The organism is Microbacterium marmarense, assembly GCF_037204165.1.
GTDB lineage: Bacteria > Actinomycetota > Actinomycetes > Actinomycetales > Microbacteriaceae > Microbacterium > Microbacterium marmarense.
In genome coordinates this window covers 768605-783510 of sequence record NZ_JBBDGL010000002.1, presented here as the reverse complement: position 1 = coordinate 783510, position 14906 = coordinate 768605, and the positions used below count along the sequence as shown (strand labels likewise).

13 protein-coding genes and 1 tRNA gene are annotated in these 14906 nt (G+C 63.3%); 10 read left to right on the top strand and 4 right to left on the bottom strand.

What is annotated here, in order from left to right:
• Positions 1-30 precede the first annotated feature (30 nt).
• On the top strand, positions 31-1824 hold the full coding sequence (locus WDU96_RS10185) for an ABC-F family ATP-binding cassette domain-containing protein (protein ID WP_337338362.1): 1794 nt from the start codon (positions 31-33) through the stop codon (positions 1822-1824).
• Between the two features lie 26 nt (positions 1825-1850).
• Here WDU96_RS10185 and WDU96_RS10180 read toward each other — a convergent pair whose 3' ends face one another.
• Complete coding sequence (locus WDU96_RS10180) at positions 1851-2348, bottom strand: MarR family winged helix-turn-helix transcriptional regulator (RefSeq protein WP_337338361.1); 498 nt, start codon at positions 2346-2348, stop codon at positions 1851-1853.
• 91 nt (positions 2349-2439) lie between these two features.
• Between WDU96_RS10180 and WDU96_RS10175 the strand changes: the two genes are divergently transcribed.
• From WDU96_RS10175 to WDU96_RS10145, 7 genes are all read left to right on the top strand, one after another.
• Positions 2440-2511 (top strand) — tRNA-Gln (locus WDU96_RS10175).
• 1 nt (position 2512) lies between these two features.
• Complete coding sequence (gene glmU / locus WDU96_RS10170; protein ID WP_337338360.1) at positions 2513-3976, top strand: bifunctional UDP-N-acetylglucosamine diphosphorylase/glucosamine-1-phosphate N-acetyltransferase GlmU; 1464 nt, start codon at positions 2513-2515, stop codon at positions 3974-3976.
• Positions 3948-4985, top strand: a complete 1038-nt coding sequence (locus tag WDU96_RS10165) for a ribose-phosphate diphosphokinase (RefSeq protein ID WP_337338359.1) — start codon at positions 3948-3950, stop codon at positions 4983-4985. The genes glmU and WDU96_RS10165 overlap by 29 nt, the downstream gene beginning before the upstream one ends.
• Before the next feature lie 93 nt (positions 4986-5078).
• The gene (locus WDU96_RS10160; RefSeq protein ID WP_337338358.1) at positions 5079-5516 is read left to right on the top strand and encodes a hypothetical protein; all 438 of its coding nucleotides are present in this window, start codon (positions 5079-5081) and stop codon (positions 5514-5516) included.
• A 1-nt stretch (position 5517) separates the two neighbouring features.
• Positions 5518-6387, top strand: coding sequence for an FAD:protein FMN transferase (locus WDU96_RS10155; RefSeq protein ID WP_337338357.1), 870 nt, complete (start codon positions 5518-5520; stop codon positions 6385-6387).
• Positions 6388-6396: 9 nt separating this feature from the next.
• Complete coding sequence (locus WDU96_RS10150; RefSeq protein WP_337338356.1) at positions 6397-6945, top strand: MOSC domain-containing protein; 549 nt, start codon at positions 6397-6399, stop codon at positions 6943-6945.
• A 2-nt stretch (positions 6946-6947) separates the two neighbouring features.
• A complete protein-coding gene (locus tag WDU96_RS10145; protein ID WP_337338355.1) occupies positions 6948-8501 on the top strand; it encodes an FAD-dependent oxidoreductase in 1554 nt (517 codons plus the stop codon).
• Here WDU96_RS10145 and WDU96_RS10140 read toward each other — a convergent pair.
• On the bottom strand, positions 8488-10044 hold the full coding sequence (locus tag WDU96_RS10140; RefSeq protein ID WP_337338354.1) for a sensor histidine kinase: 1557 nt from the start codon (positions 10042-10044) through the stop codon (positions 8488-8490). The genes WDU96_RS10145 and WDU96_RS10140 overlap by 14 nt on opposite strands.
• A complete protein-coding gene (locus tag WDU96_RS10135; protein WP_337338353.1) occupies positions 10041-10772 on the bottom strand; it encodes a response regulator transcription factor in 732 nt (243 codons plus the stop codon). The genes WDU96_RS10140 and WDU96_RS10135 overlap by 4 nt, the downstream gene beginning before the upstream one ends.
• 175 nt (positions 10773-10947) lie before the next feature.
• Here WDU96_RS10135 and WDU96_RS10130 point away from each other — a divergent pair, with 175 nt between their 5' ends.
• Both WDU96_RS10130 and WDU96_RS10125 read left to right on the top strand, forming a co-directional pair.
• The gene (locus tag WDU96_RS10130) at positions 10948-12423 is read left to right on the top strand and encodes an ABC transporter permease (protein ID WP_337338352.1); all 1476 of its coding nucleotides are present in this window, start codon (positions 10948-10950) and stop codon (positions 12421-12423) included.
• 68 nt (positions 12424-12491) lie between these two features.
• Positions 12492-13220 (top strand): ABC transporter ATP-binding protein, encoded by a 729-nt coding sequence (locus WDU96_RS10125; RefSeq protein WP_337338351.1) that lies wholly within the window; start codon positions 12492-12494, stop codon positions 13218-13220.
• 73 nt (positions 13221-13293) lie between these two features.
• On the opposite strand, the gene gndA is transcribed toward WDU96_RS10125, so the two are convergent.
• The gene (gene gndA, locus WDU96_RS10120; protein WP_337338350.1) at positions 13294-14739 is read right to left on the bottom strand and encodes an NADP-dependent phosphogluconate dehydrogenase; all 1446 of its coding nucleotides are present in this window, start codon (positions 14737-14739) and stop codon (positions 13294-13296) included.
• Between the last annotated feature and the right edge of the window lie 167 nt (positions 14740-14906).

The following is a 14906-nucleotide window of genomic DNA, read 5'->3' as shown; positions in this document are numbered from 1 at the left end:
CACCGCTTTGTCGCATAGCCTTGAGGAGACATGGCACATCTGCTCGGGGCTGAAGGCCTCCACCTAGAATTTCCCACCAAAGTCGTTTTCGACGGCGTTTCTCTCGGCATCGACGAGGGGGATCGCATCGGAATCGTCGGTCGAAACGGCGACGGTAAATCGTCTCTCATGGCGATGCTCGCCGGTCGTCTGCAACCCGATTCTGGGCGCGTAACGGTTCGCGGGGGAGTGCGCGTCGGTGTGCTCGACCAAGCGGACACTCTTGATGGCACGATGACTATCGCGCAGGCAGTCGTAGGCGATATGCCCGAATACGAGTGGGCCGGCGATGCGAACGTACGCGACGTGATCGCTGGTCTCCTGTCTGGACTCGACTGGGACGGCCCCATCGAAGGCCTTTCGGGTGGGCAACGTCGACGTGTCGCGCTTGCGGCTCTGTTGACCGGTGACGACGATGTGCTCTTTCTGGACGAGCCGACGAACCACCTCGACGTCGAAGCCATCGCCTGGCTCGCGCAGCACCTCAAGCGACGCTGGTCTGCTGCTAGCGGTGGCTTGCTCGTCGTCACACACGACAGGTGGTTTCTCGACGAGATCTGCACCAAGACCTGGGAGGTTCACGACCGCATCGTCGAGCCGTTCGAGGGTGGCTATGCTGCGTACATCTTGCAGCGGGTTGAACGCGACCGCCAGAGCGCCGTGATCGAGCAACGCCGCAAGAATCTCGCGCGGAAAGAACTCGCATGGCTGCGTCGCGGAGCGCCCGCCCGCTCAACGAAACCCAAGTTTCGCATCGATGCCGCAAACGAGCTGATCGCCGACGTGCCCGAGATTCGCGACCCGGTCGCGCTGCAGTCCCTGGCCGTATCGCGTCTAGGCAAAGATGTTGTAGACCTGCTGGACGCCGGCGTCACCTACGGCGACCGTGAAGTTCTTCACCCTTTCGAGTGGCGAATTGCTCCCGGCGAGCGCACCGGAATTCTCGGTGTCAACGGCGTCGGCAAGTCGACCCTGCTCGGGTTGGTCTCGGGCGAAGTCGAACCGACGACCGGTCGCGTCAAGCGCGGAACGACCGTGCAGGTAGCGACTCTCACGCAGCGCCTCGACGAGCTCGAAGCGCACCTGGATAAGCCCGTGCGCGTGGTCATCGCTGGCTTGCGTACGACCTACACCTTCGGTAGCGGCAGCAAATCGGCGGAGCTCACACCCGGCCAGTTGCTCGAGCGCATGGGATTTGCCGGCGCGCAGCTGTCGACCCCCGTGAAAGACCTCTCTGGTGGCCAGAAGCGACGACTGCAGCTGCTGATGATCTTGCTCGAGCAACCCAACGTACTGATTCTCGACGAGCCGACGAATGATCTCGACACCGACATGCTCGCGGCGATGGAAGATCTCCTCGACACCTGGCCAGGCACACTGTTGGTGGTCTCGCACGATCGCTACTTCCTCGAGCGTGTCACCGACCAGCAGTACGCCATCCTGAGTGGGCACCTGCGCCACTTGCCCGGCGGCGTCGATGAGTACCTTCGGCTGCGCGAGCGGGAGCGCAACGGACCCGAGAAGTCCGCTGCGCTTGATACGACCAGTTCGAAGCCAAAGCTCGCGGGCGCGGAGCTGCGCAATGCGCAGAAAGAATTGGCCGCTCTCGAACGTCGAATGAGCAAGCTGGAATCCCAGATCGTGGCAGCGCGCACGGCTATGGCAGACCATGATCAGACCGATTTTGCCGGCCTCGGTGCCGAAATGTCTCGAATTGGCGCTCTTGAATCAGAACGCGAAGTGGCGGAGGCTCGCTGGTTCGAGTTGAGTGAAGTGCTGGAGTGACCACCACGGTCAATCTCGGCAGAGACTCAGCCGTCGAAACCGATGCTGAGCTTTCGCAGCAGCGCGGCTAGTCGTTCGCGGTCGGGTCGTGAAAGTGTGCTCAGCAGCAGTGCTTCGGCGTCTACGAGGCGCGTGATCGCCGCATCCACCCGCGTTCGGCCTTCTTCGGTGATGGTCACCAGCACGCTGCGGCCATCACCGGGATCTGATTCTCGCTTCACGAGTCGGCGACCGACGAGGCGATCGATGCGGTTGGTCATCGTGCCGCTCGAGACCAGCGTCTGCTGAAGCAACTGCTTCGGGCTGAGCTGAAACGGCTCGCCCGCCCGGCGCAGCGCGGAAAGCACATCCCATTCCCAGGGTTCCAGATCGCTGCGGCGAAAGGCATCACGGCGCGCACGGTCGAGGTGCCGTGAGAGCCGATCGACCCGCGAGAGCACACCGAGCGGTGAAAAGTCGAGGTCGGGACGCTGCGCGACCCAGGCTTCAACGATGCGGTCAACTTCGTCGGCTTCAGGGGGCATTCCCTCATTATCGACTGTGACATGTCCGTCGCGGTGGGGACGCACCGCCAACCTCTGGCAGACTGGTAGACGGTCGCCTCTTGGTGGCCGTTCCGCCGTGGTGTAATGGCAGCACGACAGCCTTTGGAGCTGTTAGGTCTAGGTTCGAGTCCTGGCGGCGGAGCATGTCTGGCAATTCGCTCGCAGTGATCGTTCTGGCCGCAGGCCAGGGCACCCGCATGAAATCTTCGCTGCCGAAGATGCTGCACCGCATCGGCGGTCGCACTCTGGTGGGGCACGTGCTCGATACCGCGCTTGTGCTCGAGCCCGATACGGTGTGCGTTGTTGTTCGTCATGAGCGCGAGTTGGTGGCGACTGCTGTGCGAGAGGCTGTGCCCGGGGCAGTTGTCGTCGATCAGGATGAGATCGCTGGCACCGGCCGGGCAGTGCAGGTCGCGCTGGACGCGCTGACTGACTTCGATGGTGACATTCTCGTGCTCAGCGGCGACGTGCCGCTGCTCGAGTCCGATGCTCTCGGCGCTCTGCTCGCGCAGCACCGTGAGGCGCAGGCATCCGCGACTCTGCTGAGCGCGACGCTCGAGGACGCCACCGGATACGGTCGCATCATTCGCGACGCTCAGGGCGGTGTCGCACGAATCGTCGAGCAGAAAGACGCGACGGCCGACGAAGCATCGGTCAGCGAGATCAACGCTGGCGTCTACGCTTTCAACGCACGTGCGCTGCGCACTCACCTCGCAAACATCACCACCGCCAACGCGCAGGGCGAGATGTACCTCACCGACGTGGTCGCGCTGATGCGCCAGGCCGGGCTGGCCGTCGGCGCGCATATCGCGCCTGACGCAGCGACGGCCCTCGGGGTGAATGACCGAGTGCAGCTCGCTGAGGCAGCACGCGTGCTGAACGCGCGCATCGTGCGCCATTGGCAGCTTGAAGGCGCCACGATTCTCGATCCTGCCACCACATGGATTGACGCCACCGCGTCTCTTGCTCCTGACGTGACAGTGCTGCCCGGTTGCCACATTCTGCGAGCGACCACGGTTGCCACAGGCGCGACGATCGGGCCAGACACGAGCTTGGTCGACTGCGAGGTTGGCGAGAACGCAATTCTCACCCGCACGGATGCCACCCTTGCAGTGATTGGCGCTGGCGCCACCGTTGGGCCGTTCGCCTATTTGCGACCGGGTACCGTGCTCGGAGACAGCGGCAAGATCGGCACGTTCGTCGAGACGAAGAATTCGACGATTGGTGAGCGCAGCAAGGTTCCTCATCTTTCCTACATTGGCGACACCACCATCGGCAACGGCGTGAACCTCGGCGCGGGCGCCATCACGGCCAACTATGACGATCTCGCCAAGCACCGCACCGAAATCGGTGACGAAGTGCACTCGGGGTCGCACAACGTCTTCGTCGCGCCCGTTAGGATTGGCGCAGGCGCAAAGACTGGCGCGGGGGCGGTCATCCGCAAGGATGTTCCCCCCGGTGCACTCGCCCTCAGCGTGGCTCCTCAGCGAAACGTCGAGGGGTGGGTCGAGCAGAACAGACCAGGAACGGGCGCGGCAGAAGCCGTAGCCAAGGCACGAGCGGCACAGAAAGCGGACGATGGCGCGAACGAAGAAGAAGACCGTTGATCTTGACCGTGACAATGACATCGCGCCTGGCCTCGTAGCCAAGACGAAGAAGCGTCTTGTCGTCGCACGCGGCAGCTCCCATCCCGAACTCGCCTTCGACGTAGCTGGTGCGCTCGGCACCGAGCTTGTTCCCACCGAGTACCGCACCTTCGCCTCGGGAGAGATCCTCACCCGGTTCGAAGTGTCGATTCGTGGTTGCGACCTTTTTCTCATTCAGAGCTTTGGCCCGCCGGTCAACGAGTGGCTCATGGAGACGCTCATCATGCTCGACGCTGCCAAGCGCGCGTCGGCGAAGCGAATCACGGTGGTCGCGCCGTATTACCCCTATTCGCGACAAGACAAGAAGGGTCGTGGGCGTGAGCCCATCAGCGCCCGACTGGTCGCTGACCTGCTTAAGACGGCGGGCGCTGACCGCGTCATGAGCGTCGACCTGCACGCCGCTCAGATTCAGGGTTTCTTCGACGGCCCCGTCGACCATCTCTTCGCCAAGCCGGTGCTGTTGGAATACTTCAAGAGCACACTGAGCCAAGATGATCGCGAACTGCTGACCGTCGTGTCGCCCGACACGGGCCGAGTGCGCGTTGCCGACACCTGGTCGGACAGTCTCGGTGCACCGCTTGCGATCATCCACAAGCGCCGCGACCCGAACGTGGCCAACCAGATCACCGTCAATGAGATCGTCGGTGACGTCGACGGGCGAGTGTGCTTGCTGGTCGACGACATGATCGACACGGGCGGCACGATCGTGAAGGCTGCTGAAGCGCTGAAGCGCAGCGGCGCCAAGCGGGTCATCGTTGCCGCAACACACGCCATCTTCAGCCACCCTGCGGTGGAACGCCTGCAGAACGTCGCAATCGACGAGGTCGTGGTGACCGATACCGTGCCGATCCCCGAAGAGAAGCGGTTCGAATCGCTGACCGTGCTGCCGATCGCACCCCTGCTCGCGCGTGCGATTGAAGAAGTCTTCCAAGACGGATCGGTCACCAGCATGTTCGACGGCGCCGCGTAGGTTTCGCATAGCGCTCTCAAAGACTTCGTTGTCACACTGACGTCAGTCTTATCGTGTCGGTACGCGAGCACCCGTCGACTCTGGAGGAACCCTTTGATACGCAACGTTGTTTCTCGCCCCGCGCGTGCTACCGCCGCTATGGCGGCGACGGCCGGGATCGTCGCACTCGCAGGATGCAGCCCCAGCACCGAGGCGGCCGAATCAGACGCCGGCAGCGTGCCAGCGGGTGATGGCACCTATGTCGACGGAACGTACAGCGCAGATGGCTCGTACGCCACACCGGAGTCGGTAGAGAGTATCTCGGTCACCGTGACCCTCTCGGATGACGTGATCACCGAGGTGCAGGTGGTCGGCGACGCGCAGGCGCAAGAATCGCAGCAGTACCAGAGCGACTTCATCGGCGGGATCAGCGTCGTCGTCGTCGGCCAAGACATCGACGAGATCTCAGTGTCCCGAGTAGCGGGCTCATCGCTCACGAGCGGTGGATTCAATCAGGCGATCGACGCGATCAAGGCCGAAGCTGCCGCGTGAGATGGCGAGCGAACGCTCTCGCTGGAGCTTCGATGCCATCGGCACGCGGTGGGAGATAGAGACCGACGAGCCGCTGAGCGAGGAGCGTCAACGACAAGTTGCCGTCATCATCGATGGTTTTGATCGAACCTGGTCTCGGTTTCGCGGCGACTCAGTGGTTGCGCATCTCGCACGTGGTGCGAACTCAGTGCCGCTCCCGGTCGACGCCAGCGCCATGCTTGACGCATACGTCGCGCTGAGTGAGTCAACGTCGGCAGCGGTGAATCCGCTCATCGGCGAGCCGCTTTCTGCGCGCGGCTATGACGCCTCGTACTCGTTCACTGATCGCGGTGCCCAGCCGGCTCCGGCTGAGTGGCAGAGCATAGTGAGGTGGAATGAGGGGCGGCTCAGCGTGGTGCCGCCAGCAGTCCTTGACGTGGGTGCGCTGGGAAAGGGGCGACTCGTCGACCTCATCGCCGACCTGCTCGCCGATGTGGGCGGAGACATGGTGGTGGATGCCAGCGGTGATCTGTCGGTGCGCGGCTCACGTCAGCGTGTTGCGCTCGAGCATCCCTTCGATCCCCGTCGCGCTATCGGCGTGTGGGAGGTATCGGATGCAGCATTGTGTGCATCGTCGACCAGCCGGCGAGCTTGGGGCGAGGGGCTGCACCATGTGCTCGATGCGCGCACCGGGGAACCCGTGCGGACAGTTGCTGCCACCTGGGCTGTCGCTCCTCGTGCCATGGCTGCCGACGGAATTGCGACCGCGCTGTTCTTCGATGGCGGACCGAAGCTCGCACGGGACTGGGACGCACGATGGGTCAGAATGTTCACGGACGGCCAGGTGCAATGGTCGCCCGGATGCGACGCAGAGCTCTTCAGCGGGCGATAGCGTGGAGCGGTGAGTGAAACTTCGGGACAAGTGGTGGCTGTTGCAGCAGACGACGCTCATCGCTTCAGTAAACCTACGAGAGATTCCGTCACGCTGGTGGCAGGGCTCGGCATCGCGGGCGATGCGCACGCGGGAGCGACCGTGCAGCATCTGGCACCGATGGCGAGACACCCCGAACGACAGAACGTACGTCAGGTGCACCTCATTCACGAGGAACTCTTCGAACACACTGCAGCGCGCGGTCATTCGGTGAACCCCGGCGACCTTGGCGAGAACATCACAACGCGTGGCCTTGATCTGCTCGCAATGGGGCGAGGCACGCGGCTCGAATTCGGTAGCGGCGCAATCGTAGAACTGACAGGTCTGCGGAACCCCTGCGCGCAGATCAACGGGTTCTCACCCGGTCTGATGAAGGAGCTGATCTATGTTGACGAGCGGGGCGACACCGTTCGGCTGGTGGGTGTGATGTCGGTCGTCATCAACGGGGGAGAGGTGCGTGCGGGAGATGGCATTCGGGTCATCGTTCCTGACGTGCACGAACCTCTGTTGCCGGTTTAGCGATGATGGCTGCTCTCAGCACCGTCTGGAACCGCGTGTTCGCGGTGCTCGGTCGCGTGTCGATGTACCGGTTGGTCTATGTGCTGCTCGCGGTCCTCGCGGGCACCGCCTTGCTGCTCTCTTTCTTCGGGCTGGTCGGTCCGGCTCCGCTTGAGCTAGTGATCACCCTGCTCGTGCTGTCGCTGGTGTGTGTACTCGTCGACGCCGCAGCGCAGCGGGCGCTCTCGCTTCCTTGGCGCGTCGAGTCGTCTCTGATCACAGCCCACATCTTGCTCTTCGTGTTGCGCCCGACCCTCGACGTCGCGGCGCTGGGGGGAATCGCCCTCGCAGCGACAGCCGCTTCGCTGTCGAAGTACGTGCTGGCGTGGCGAGGTCGCCACATATTCAATCCCGCGGCGGTCGGGGCCACCGTGCTGACTCTCGTGAGCATCGCCGCGCCCGCGCTCGGCGCTTCCTCGTGGTGGGTGGGCACACCAGCGATGGCCGCGCCGGTGATCTTGTGTGGCCTTATCGTGCTGTGGCGCACCGAGAAGATTCGTGTCATCGCGCTCTTCTTGCTTGTGGCCGTCGTCGTCGGCACGACGCGCACTGTGCTGCAATATCAAGCGCTCGGGCAGAGCGTTGACTTCGCAACGATTGCTGCGGCCGTGCTGTGGTCGTCGCCGTTCTTGTTCCTAGGCGCATTCATGCTGTCCGAACCGCTCACCCTGCCGCCGCGACGGTGGCAGCAGTATCTCGTGGCGACCGTCGTCGGCGTGCTCGCAGCCTGGCCGATCGATCTGGGCCCCATATCGCTCGGACAGGAACGAGCACTGCTCGTCGGCAACCTGGTCGCGTTCGCGTTCGCCGTGCGCACTGCAGTTCGCCTCACCCTTCAATCACGCGCTGCGCTCACCCCGACGGCCAAGCAACTCACCTTCCGTGCACCGCGCGGCTTTCGGTTCACAGCCGGACAGTACATCGAACTTGAGGTGCCGCACCGCCATCCCGATGCGCGCGGCACTCGGCGCGAGTTCTCAATCGTGTCGTCGCCTGAGGAGCTGCCCAGTTTGCGGGTCGCATTCAAGGAAGGGTCCCAAAGCTCCTACAAGCGTGCACTCGCACTGCTCGAGCCCGGCGGCGCGTTGCCAGTGACCGGAGTGTGGGGCGATTTCGTGCTTCCATCGCATCGCGAAGAGCCGATTCTTCTCGTCGCGGCGGGCATCGGCGTGACACCGTTCATCTCGCAGCTGAACCACCTTCGGCTGACGGGAGAACTGCGCGACATCGTCGTGGTCTACGTCGCCTCGGAGGCTGCCGAGCTCGCATTTCGCGACGAGCTGGCAGCATCCGGGGTTCATGTGATCGTCTTCACGCGCGACGAACCTTCAGACATGCCCTCGCACTGGACGTGGGCTCGCGGTCAGCGCCTCGATGCAGCCGGTCTGCTGGGCTTCGTGCCTGACATTGCACGACGTCATGCGTACGCGTCGGGGCCGCCAGGGCTCATCGCAGACCTGACGCCGGCGCTGGAGCGCGCGCGTTCGATCACCACAGACGCGTTCAGCGGCTACTGATCTCGGAGTCCTCGGCGGGGTCGACGGCTTCGGGCTGCAACGGCAGGCGAACTTCGAACGTTGTGTCGCCGGGTTCGCTCTCCACCGTGATGGTGCCTTGATGGGCCTCCACGATGGCGCGAACGATCGACAACCCGAGTCCAGTGCCACCGGTTTGGCGCGCGCGCGAACGGTCGGCCCGTGAGAAGCGCTCGAAAAGCTCGTCTTTGACCCCGGGATCAATGCCTGGCCCGTTGTCGTGCACCCGCAATATCGCATCATCCGCGCTGCGTTCGATCTGCACATTGACTTCGGTTCCTGCAGGCGTATGAGTGCGTGCGTTCGCGAGCAGATTGGCCGCAATCTGATGCAGCCTGCCTGCGTCAGCGGCAATCATGACGGGCTCGTCGGGTACGTCGACCGTCCAAGTGTGATCAGGGCCAGCCGGTCGCGCGTCACCCACCGCTTCAAGCGCGAGTCTGGTCAAATCGACACTGCCGTACACCAGCTCTTGCCCTTCGTCGAGACGCGCCAAGAGCAACAGGTCTTCGACGAGCGTCGTCATGCGCAGCGACTGCGCCTGAATGCGCTCGAGCGACTGCGTCGTCGGATCGTTCGGGTCGGAATCCGCCACCGGTTTGCGGCTGAGCGCGCGAAGCGAAAGCTCGGAGTATCCGCGGATCGATGCGAGCGGAGTGCGCAGTTCGTGGCTCGCATCTGCGACAAACCGGCGCATGCGTTCTTCATTGCGCTGGCGTGCGGTGAGTGAGTCATCAACGTGGTCGAGCAAGGTGTTCAACGAGGCCCCCACGCGTCCGACTTCGGTGCGCGGATCGGCTTCGGCCTCGGGCACGCGGTCGGCTAGCAGCACTTCGCCCTGATCGAGCGGAAGTTGAGCCACACGCTCGGCCGTGGCTGCGACCGCGCGCAGCGGTGCGAGGCCAGCGCGAATAGTCCACGCCGTGGCGACGGCGAGAACGATGAGTCCTCCGGCCGTGAGCAGGCCGATGGTGATGAACATCTGGCTGAGGGTGGTGACCACATCGGCGCGTGAGAGGCCGACGACGACTGCGGACTGTCCCACACCGAAACCGGTCACTCGAAAAGTGTCTGCACCATCGATAGTCACCACGAGCGGTCCTTCGCCCTGGAGCCCTTGGTCGAGTTCATCGATCTGATCATCATCGAGAGCGACGACTTCGCCATCGTCGTTCATAAAAGCGGCAGATGGCCCGCCGAACGGAGTCGCGATGGCGAGAAGCAGCCCTGGTTGCGCTTGTTGAGTGGCGAGAATCTCTTCGGCAGTCTGCCCAGCCAGAATCTGTGGCTGTATCCATGAAGCGGTGCGCTGCGTCGTCGCCTTGAGCTCGCTGTCTAGGCGTCCTTCGAGCACCTGGCCGAGTATTGCGCTCATTGCCACCGCAACGAACACCAGAATCAGCGAAACGATCGACACGACGGTGACAATCAGACGTCGTTGAAGCGTCCAGGGAGCACGACCATGCCGCGCTCGAGCTGTCTGCCCGGTCGCGGGTTCGGCTGGCTGCGCTGGCTCGGCTGTCACTGGGGTGCCTTGATCATGTATCCGACGCCGCGCACAGTGTGAATCAGGGCCTCGTCGTGGCCATGGTCGATCTTCTTGCGAAGGTAAGAGATGTAAAGCTCCACGACGCTCGAGCGGCCGCCGAAGTCGTAGTCCCAGACGCGGTCGAGAATCTGAGCCTTCGACACAACGCGGCGCTGATTGCGCATCAAGAATCGCAGCAGCTCAAACTCGGTAGCGGTGAGTTCGATCTCACTGGTGCCGCGAGTAACTTCGTGGCTGTCTTCGTTGAGGGTGAGGTCGGCTACGCGCAAGATCGGTTCAGCGCCGCTCGCGTGTGCGGTGCCAGAACGCCGCATCAGTCCGCGCAGTCGGGCGACCACCTCTTCGAGGCTGAAGGGCTTGGTGACATAGTCGTCGCCGCCGGCGGTGAGGCCTGCGACGCGGTCGCCGACAGCATCCTTGGCAGTGAGAAAGAGAACGGGCACATCATCGCCCGACTGACGCAGTCGCTGCAATACCGCCATGCCGTCAAGATCGGGCATCATGATGTCGAGCACCATGGCGTCGGGGGCGAACTCGCGGGCGACCTGCAGCGCTTCGAACCCTGAGCTGGCGGTCTTCACGTCCCACCCCTCCATGCGCAGCGCCATCGACAGCAGGTCAGTGAGCATGGCCTCATCGTCAACCACGAGCACGCGCAGGGCTGAACCGTCGGGGCGGGTGAGGGCAGTTTGCGGGGTAGTCATGTCTTCTATTGTGCGCAGTTTCCTATGAGCTTGCTATGCGCCGGTATTTGCGTCAGCTGTGAATCGGTCAGGCGGCGAATCATAGGCAACTCTTAACTTTCTCTAACAGTTCGCATGAGCCGCGTCTCTAGCGTTTTCTCATCGACGGGTACCTGGCTCGGCTTGAGGAGAATTGATGTACGGAACGTACCTACGGCGAGAACTCGCCGGAAGAAAGAAACAGACGATCATCGTCGCGGCAGGACTCGCTGTTGCGATTGCGCTTGTCATCATTGTGAATTCGCTCGCGACAGGCGTCAAAGACGCTCAGGCGCAGGCTCTCGAATCGGTGTACGGAGTGGGCACCGACCTCACCGTCACCGGCGCAAGCGCCGAGCCCGGTGAGCGCGGACAGCGGTTCGAATTCGGTGCCGAAGCGGGCGAAACGACCGATGGCACGACGGCGCTCAGTCAGTCGCGGCTCACGACAGACTTTCTTCGTGGCACGCTCGACTCCTCGACAATCGAGACGGTAGCGGCGGTGGATGGCGTCGCTGCGGCATCAGGCGCGCTTTCGCTGACCAACACGACTTTCTCAGGAGAGCTTCCCGACTTCGCCGAGTCCGAGCAGATCGACCCCGGCCAGGCAACCGAAGGCGAGAGCGCGGGGGGACAGGCTCCTCGCCAGGGCGGCGCCGACGGCGCCGGCGGCAGCGCGTTCGACCTCGACACCTTCACGGTGCTGGGCATCGACCCTGCGGCGACAACATCGGGACCACTCTCGGCGATGGAAGTTGCTGAAGGCCGCGCGCTCGATGCCGCTGACTCCGAGCAGCTTGTGGCGCTCGTTGACGCCACCTACGCCGCAACGGCCGAGATCGCACTGGGCGACACCATCGACGTGGGCGGCAATGCCGTCGAGGTTGTCGGAATCGTCGCGTCTACTACGAACGAGGCCGACACGGCAGCCAACGTGTATCTGCCGCTTGACACCGCTCAGACGCTTGCCGGGCTTGAAGACGTCGTATCGACCGTCTACGTGCAGGCTGCCAATGCGGGCGACATCGACGCCGTGCAGGCTGCAATCGCAGACGAGCTTCCTGACGCGACCGTGAGCTCACAGTCAGATCTTGCCGCCACCGTGTCTGGATCGCTTTCTTCAGCATCCACTCTCATCACCAACCTCGGCACCTGGCTGTCGATCATCGTCCTCGGGGTCGCGCTTGCGCTCGCCGTGCTCTTTACGATCTCGGGCGTATCCCGCCGCACTCGCGAGTTCGGCACGCTGAAGGCGATCGGGTGGTCGAACAATCGAGTCGTGGGACAGGTCGCGGGAGAATCCGTGGTGCAGGGACTCATCGGCGGAGCGGCAGGGCTGATCATCGGTCTCGCGGGCATCATCGCCGTAAACCTCATCGCTCCGACGATTTCGGTGACCGAAACGGCCACGACAGGACCCGGGGGTGCGGGAGCGCCGGGTGTGCAGGGCGGCCAAGCCTTCGGCGCGGTCACTGAAACCTCGACCGAGATCGTGCTCAATGCGCCGTTCTCACCCACCGTGATCGCGTTGGCGATCGGGATCGCTGTTCTGGGCGGTGGTCTCGCCGGGATCTTCGGCGGCTGGCGTGCCGCGCGATTGAGTCCGGCCGAAGCACTGCGATCGGTGGGCTAGTGGCAATGCACACCGAAAACACCGCCCCGACCCGACCGGCGGGCACTCATTCTGAAGGAGATACCGAGATGACGCTAATCGCTACCCATACAGAGCAGGGTCTGGATGCTGCACCCGTCGCGCTCTATCGGCTCTCTGGAGTCACGCGCACATACCGTCAGAAAGACCGGGTTGTGAAAGCGCTGGCCGGCGTCGATCTCGAGATCACCCGAGGTGACTTTGTCACCATCCAGGGCCCAACCGGGGGAGGCAAGTCAACGCTTCTTCAGCTGCTGGGTGCGCTTGATCGCCCGAGCGCCGGCTCGGTGATGCTGGGCGATACTGATCTCGCCAAGGCCTCGAATGCGCAGCTCACCAAGGTGCGCGCCCACGAGATCGGCTTCGTCTTTCAGGGGTTCAACCTGATCCCGACGCTCACCGCGGCCGAGAACGTCGATATGGCCCTTGAGCCGCTGGGAGTGACCAAACAGGAACGCACGCAGCGTGTTGAAGAAGCGCTCGCGCGAGTCGGTCTGGCAGAGCGCGCCGATCATCTTCCGGGTGAATTGTCGGGCGGGCAGCAACAGCGTGTGGCGATCGCCCGAGCAATCGTCAAGCAGCCAAAGGTGCTGCTGGCAGATGAGCCGACCGGCAACCTCGATGAAAGCATGCGAGATGAGATCCTCGTGGTGCTTGAGGAGCTTTGCGCCGAGGGACTGACCCTCATCGTCGTCACCCACGACTCGGCTGTCGCCAAGCGCGCCAAGCGGCGACTGCGGCTTGAACGCGGCACCGTGCGTGACATCACGCGCAAATAGATAGTGAGAAAGCAAAACGCGAGCCCCAGTTCGACCGGGGCTCGCGTTTTCGCGCGTGGCGCGCTAGCGGATGCTAGTGAGTGTCTTCTGCCTCGACTTCACTGCGATCTCCCGACCACAGTGTGTGAAAAGTGCCTTCTTTGTCGACACGCTTGTACGTGTGTGCTCCGAAGAAGTCACGCTGGCCCTGAACGAGGGCTGCCGGCAGGCGGTCTGCGCGCAGACCGTCGTAATAGGCCAGCGAAGAGGCGAACGCGGGCGCGGGGATGCCGGCGGTGGCCGCCGTGGCAACAATGTGACGCCACGCTGCCTGCGCCGGGCCCAAGGCGTCGACGAAGTATGGAGCGGTGAGCAGCACTGACAGCTCGGGGCTTTCGGCATACGCATCAGCAATGCGGTTGAGGAACTGCGCTCGGATGATGCAACCGCCGCGCCAGATCTTCGATACTGCGCCGAGGTCGATCGTCCAGTTGTATTCGGCGGCTCCCGCGCGAATCTCGTCGAAGCCCTGCGAGTAAGCGACGATCTTCGAGGCGTACAGTGCCAGGCGCACCTGTTCAATGAACTCGTCGGTGTCTTCTACCGACAGGCCCTCGCTCGGACCGGGAAGTTCACCCGACACCGATCGCTGCTCGGGGTGGCTCGACAGCGAGCGCGCGAACACTGCCTCAGCGATGCCAGACACTGGAACGCCCAGGTTCAGCGCAGTTTGCACCGTCCATGCGCCGGTGCCCTTGGCGCCTGCCTGGTCGAGAATCACATCAACGAGAGGCTTGCCGGTGTCGGCATCCATCTGCCGAAGCACCTCGGCCGTGATCTCAATCAGGTAGCTCTCAAGCTCACCCTTGTTCCATTCCGCGAAGACGTCGGCGATCTCGGCGGGGGACTTTCCCGTCGCGCGTCGGATCAAATCGTAGGCTTCGGCGATGAGCTGCATGTCGGCATACTCAATGCCGTTGTGCACCATCTTGACGAAATGACCGGCGCCATCGTGACCGATGTGTGTCACGCAGGGTTCGCCTTCGGCGACGGCTGCGATGGACTTGAGGATGGGCCCGAGCGTCACCCAAGATTCGTCTGAACCGCCAGGCATGATCGACGGTCCCAGCAGGGCGCCCTCCTCGCCGCCTGAGATGCCAGCTCCGACGAAGTTGATTCCCGTTTCGCGGACGGCCTTCTCGCGACGGATCGTATCGGTGAAGAGCGCGTTGCCGCCGTCGACAATGATGTCACCGGGCTCGAAGGCCTCAACGAGAGCATTGATGACGGCGTCGGTGGCGCCGCCAGCCTTGACCATGATGATTGCGGTACGGGGTTTCTGCAGGCTGGCTGCGAACTCGTCGTACGAGTAAGCGGGAACGAACTTCGCCTCGGGGTGCTCAGCAACAAGGGTCTCGGTCTTGTCATGGCTGCGGTTATAGATCGCGACCGTGTTGCCCTCGCGGCTTGCGAGGTTGCGGGCGAGATTCGATCCCATTACCGCGAGTCCAACAACGCCGATATTGGCGGTTCCGCTCATTTTTCTCCTCAGTCAGAGCCGAGCTCTCGCACCGCTGCGTGGTAAGCGGCAGGGCTGGCGGTTTCAGCGTAGCGCGCCACCGCTCTGCCTCGCAGGTTGTGTGACGGTAGGTGCGCTTCGTCGGTTCAGTGGATGGGGATAGACGATTCCCGCCTAATGATCATATC

Coding starts and splice junctions, on each gene's coding strand:
- WDU96_RS10155 (WP_337338357.1), top strand. CDS start 5,518: ATGGCGAGCGAACGCTCTCGCTGGAGCTTCGATGCCATCGGCACGCGG.
- WDU96_RS10125 (WP_337338351.1), top strand. CDS start 12,492: ATGACGCTAATCGCTACCCATACAGAGCAGGGTCTGGATGCTGCACCC.
- WDU96_RS10165 (WP_337338359.1), top strand. CDS start 3,948: ATGGCGCGAACGAAGAAGAAGACCGTTGATCTTGACCGTGACAATGAC.
- WDU96_RS10145 (WP_337338355.1), top strand. CDS start 6,948: ATGATGGCTGCTCTCAGCACCGTCTGGAACCGCGTGTTCGCGGTGCTC.
- WDU96_RS10130 (WP_337338352.1), top strand. CDS start 10,948: ATGTACGGAACGTACCTACGGCGAGAACTCGCCGGAAGAAAGAAACAG.
- glmU (WP_337338360.1), top strand. CDS start 2,513: ATGTCTGGCAATTCGCTCGCAGTGATCGTTCTGGCCGCAGGCCAGGGC.
- gndA (WP_337338350.1), bottom strand. CDS start 14,739: ATGAGCGGAACCGCCAATATCGGCGTTGTTGGACTCGCGGTAATGGGA.
- WDU96_RS10180 (WP_337338361.1), bottom strand. CDS start 2,348: ATGCCCCCTGAAGCCGACGAAGTTGACCGCATCGTTGAAGCCTGGGTC.
- WDU96_RS10135 (WP_337338353.1), bottom strand. CDS start 10,772: ATGACTACCCCGCAAACTGCCCTCACCCGCCCCGACGGTTCAGCCCTG.
- WDU96_RS10185 (WP_337338362.1), top strand. CDS start 31: ATGGCACATCTGCTCGGGGCTGAAGGCCTCCACCTAGAATTTCCCACC.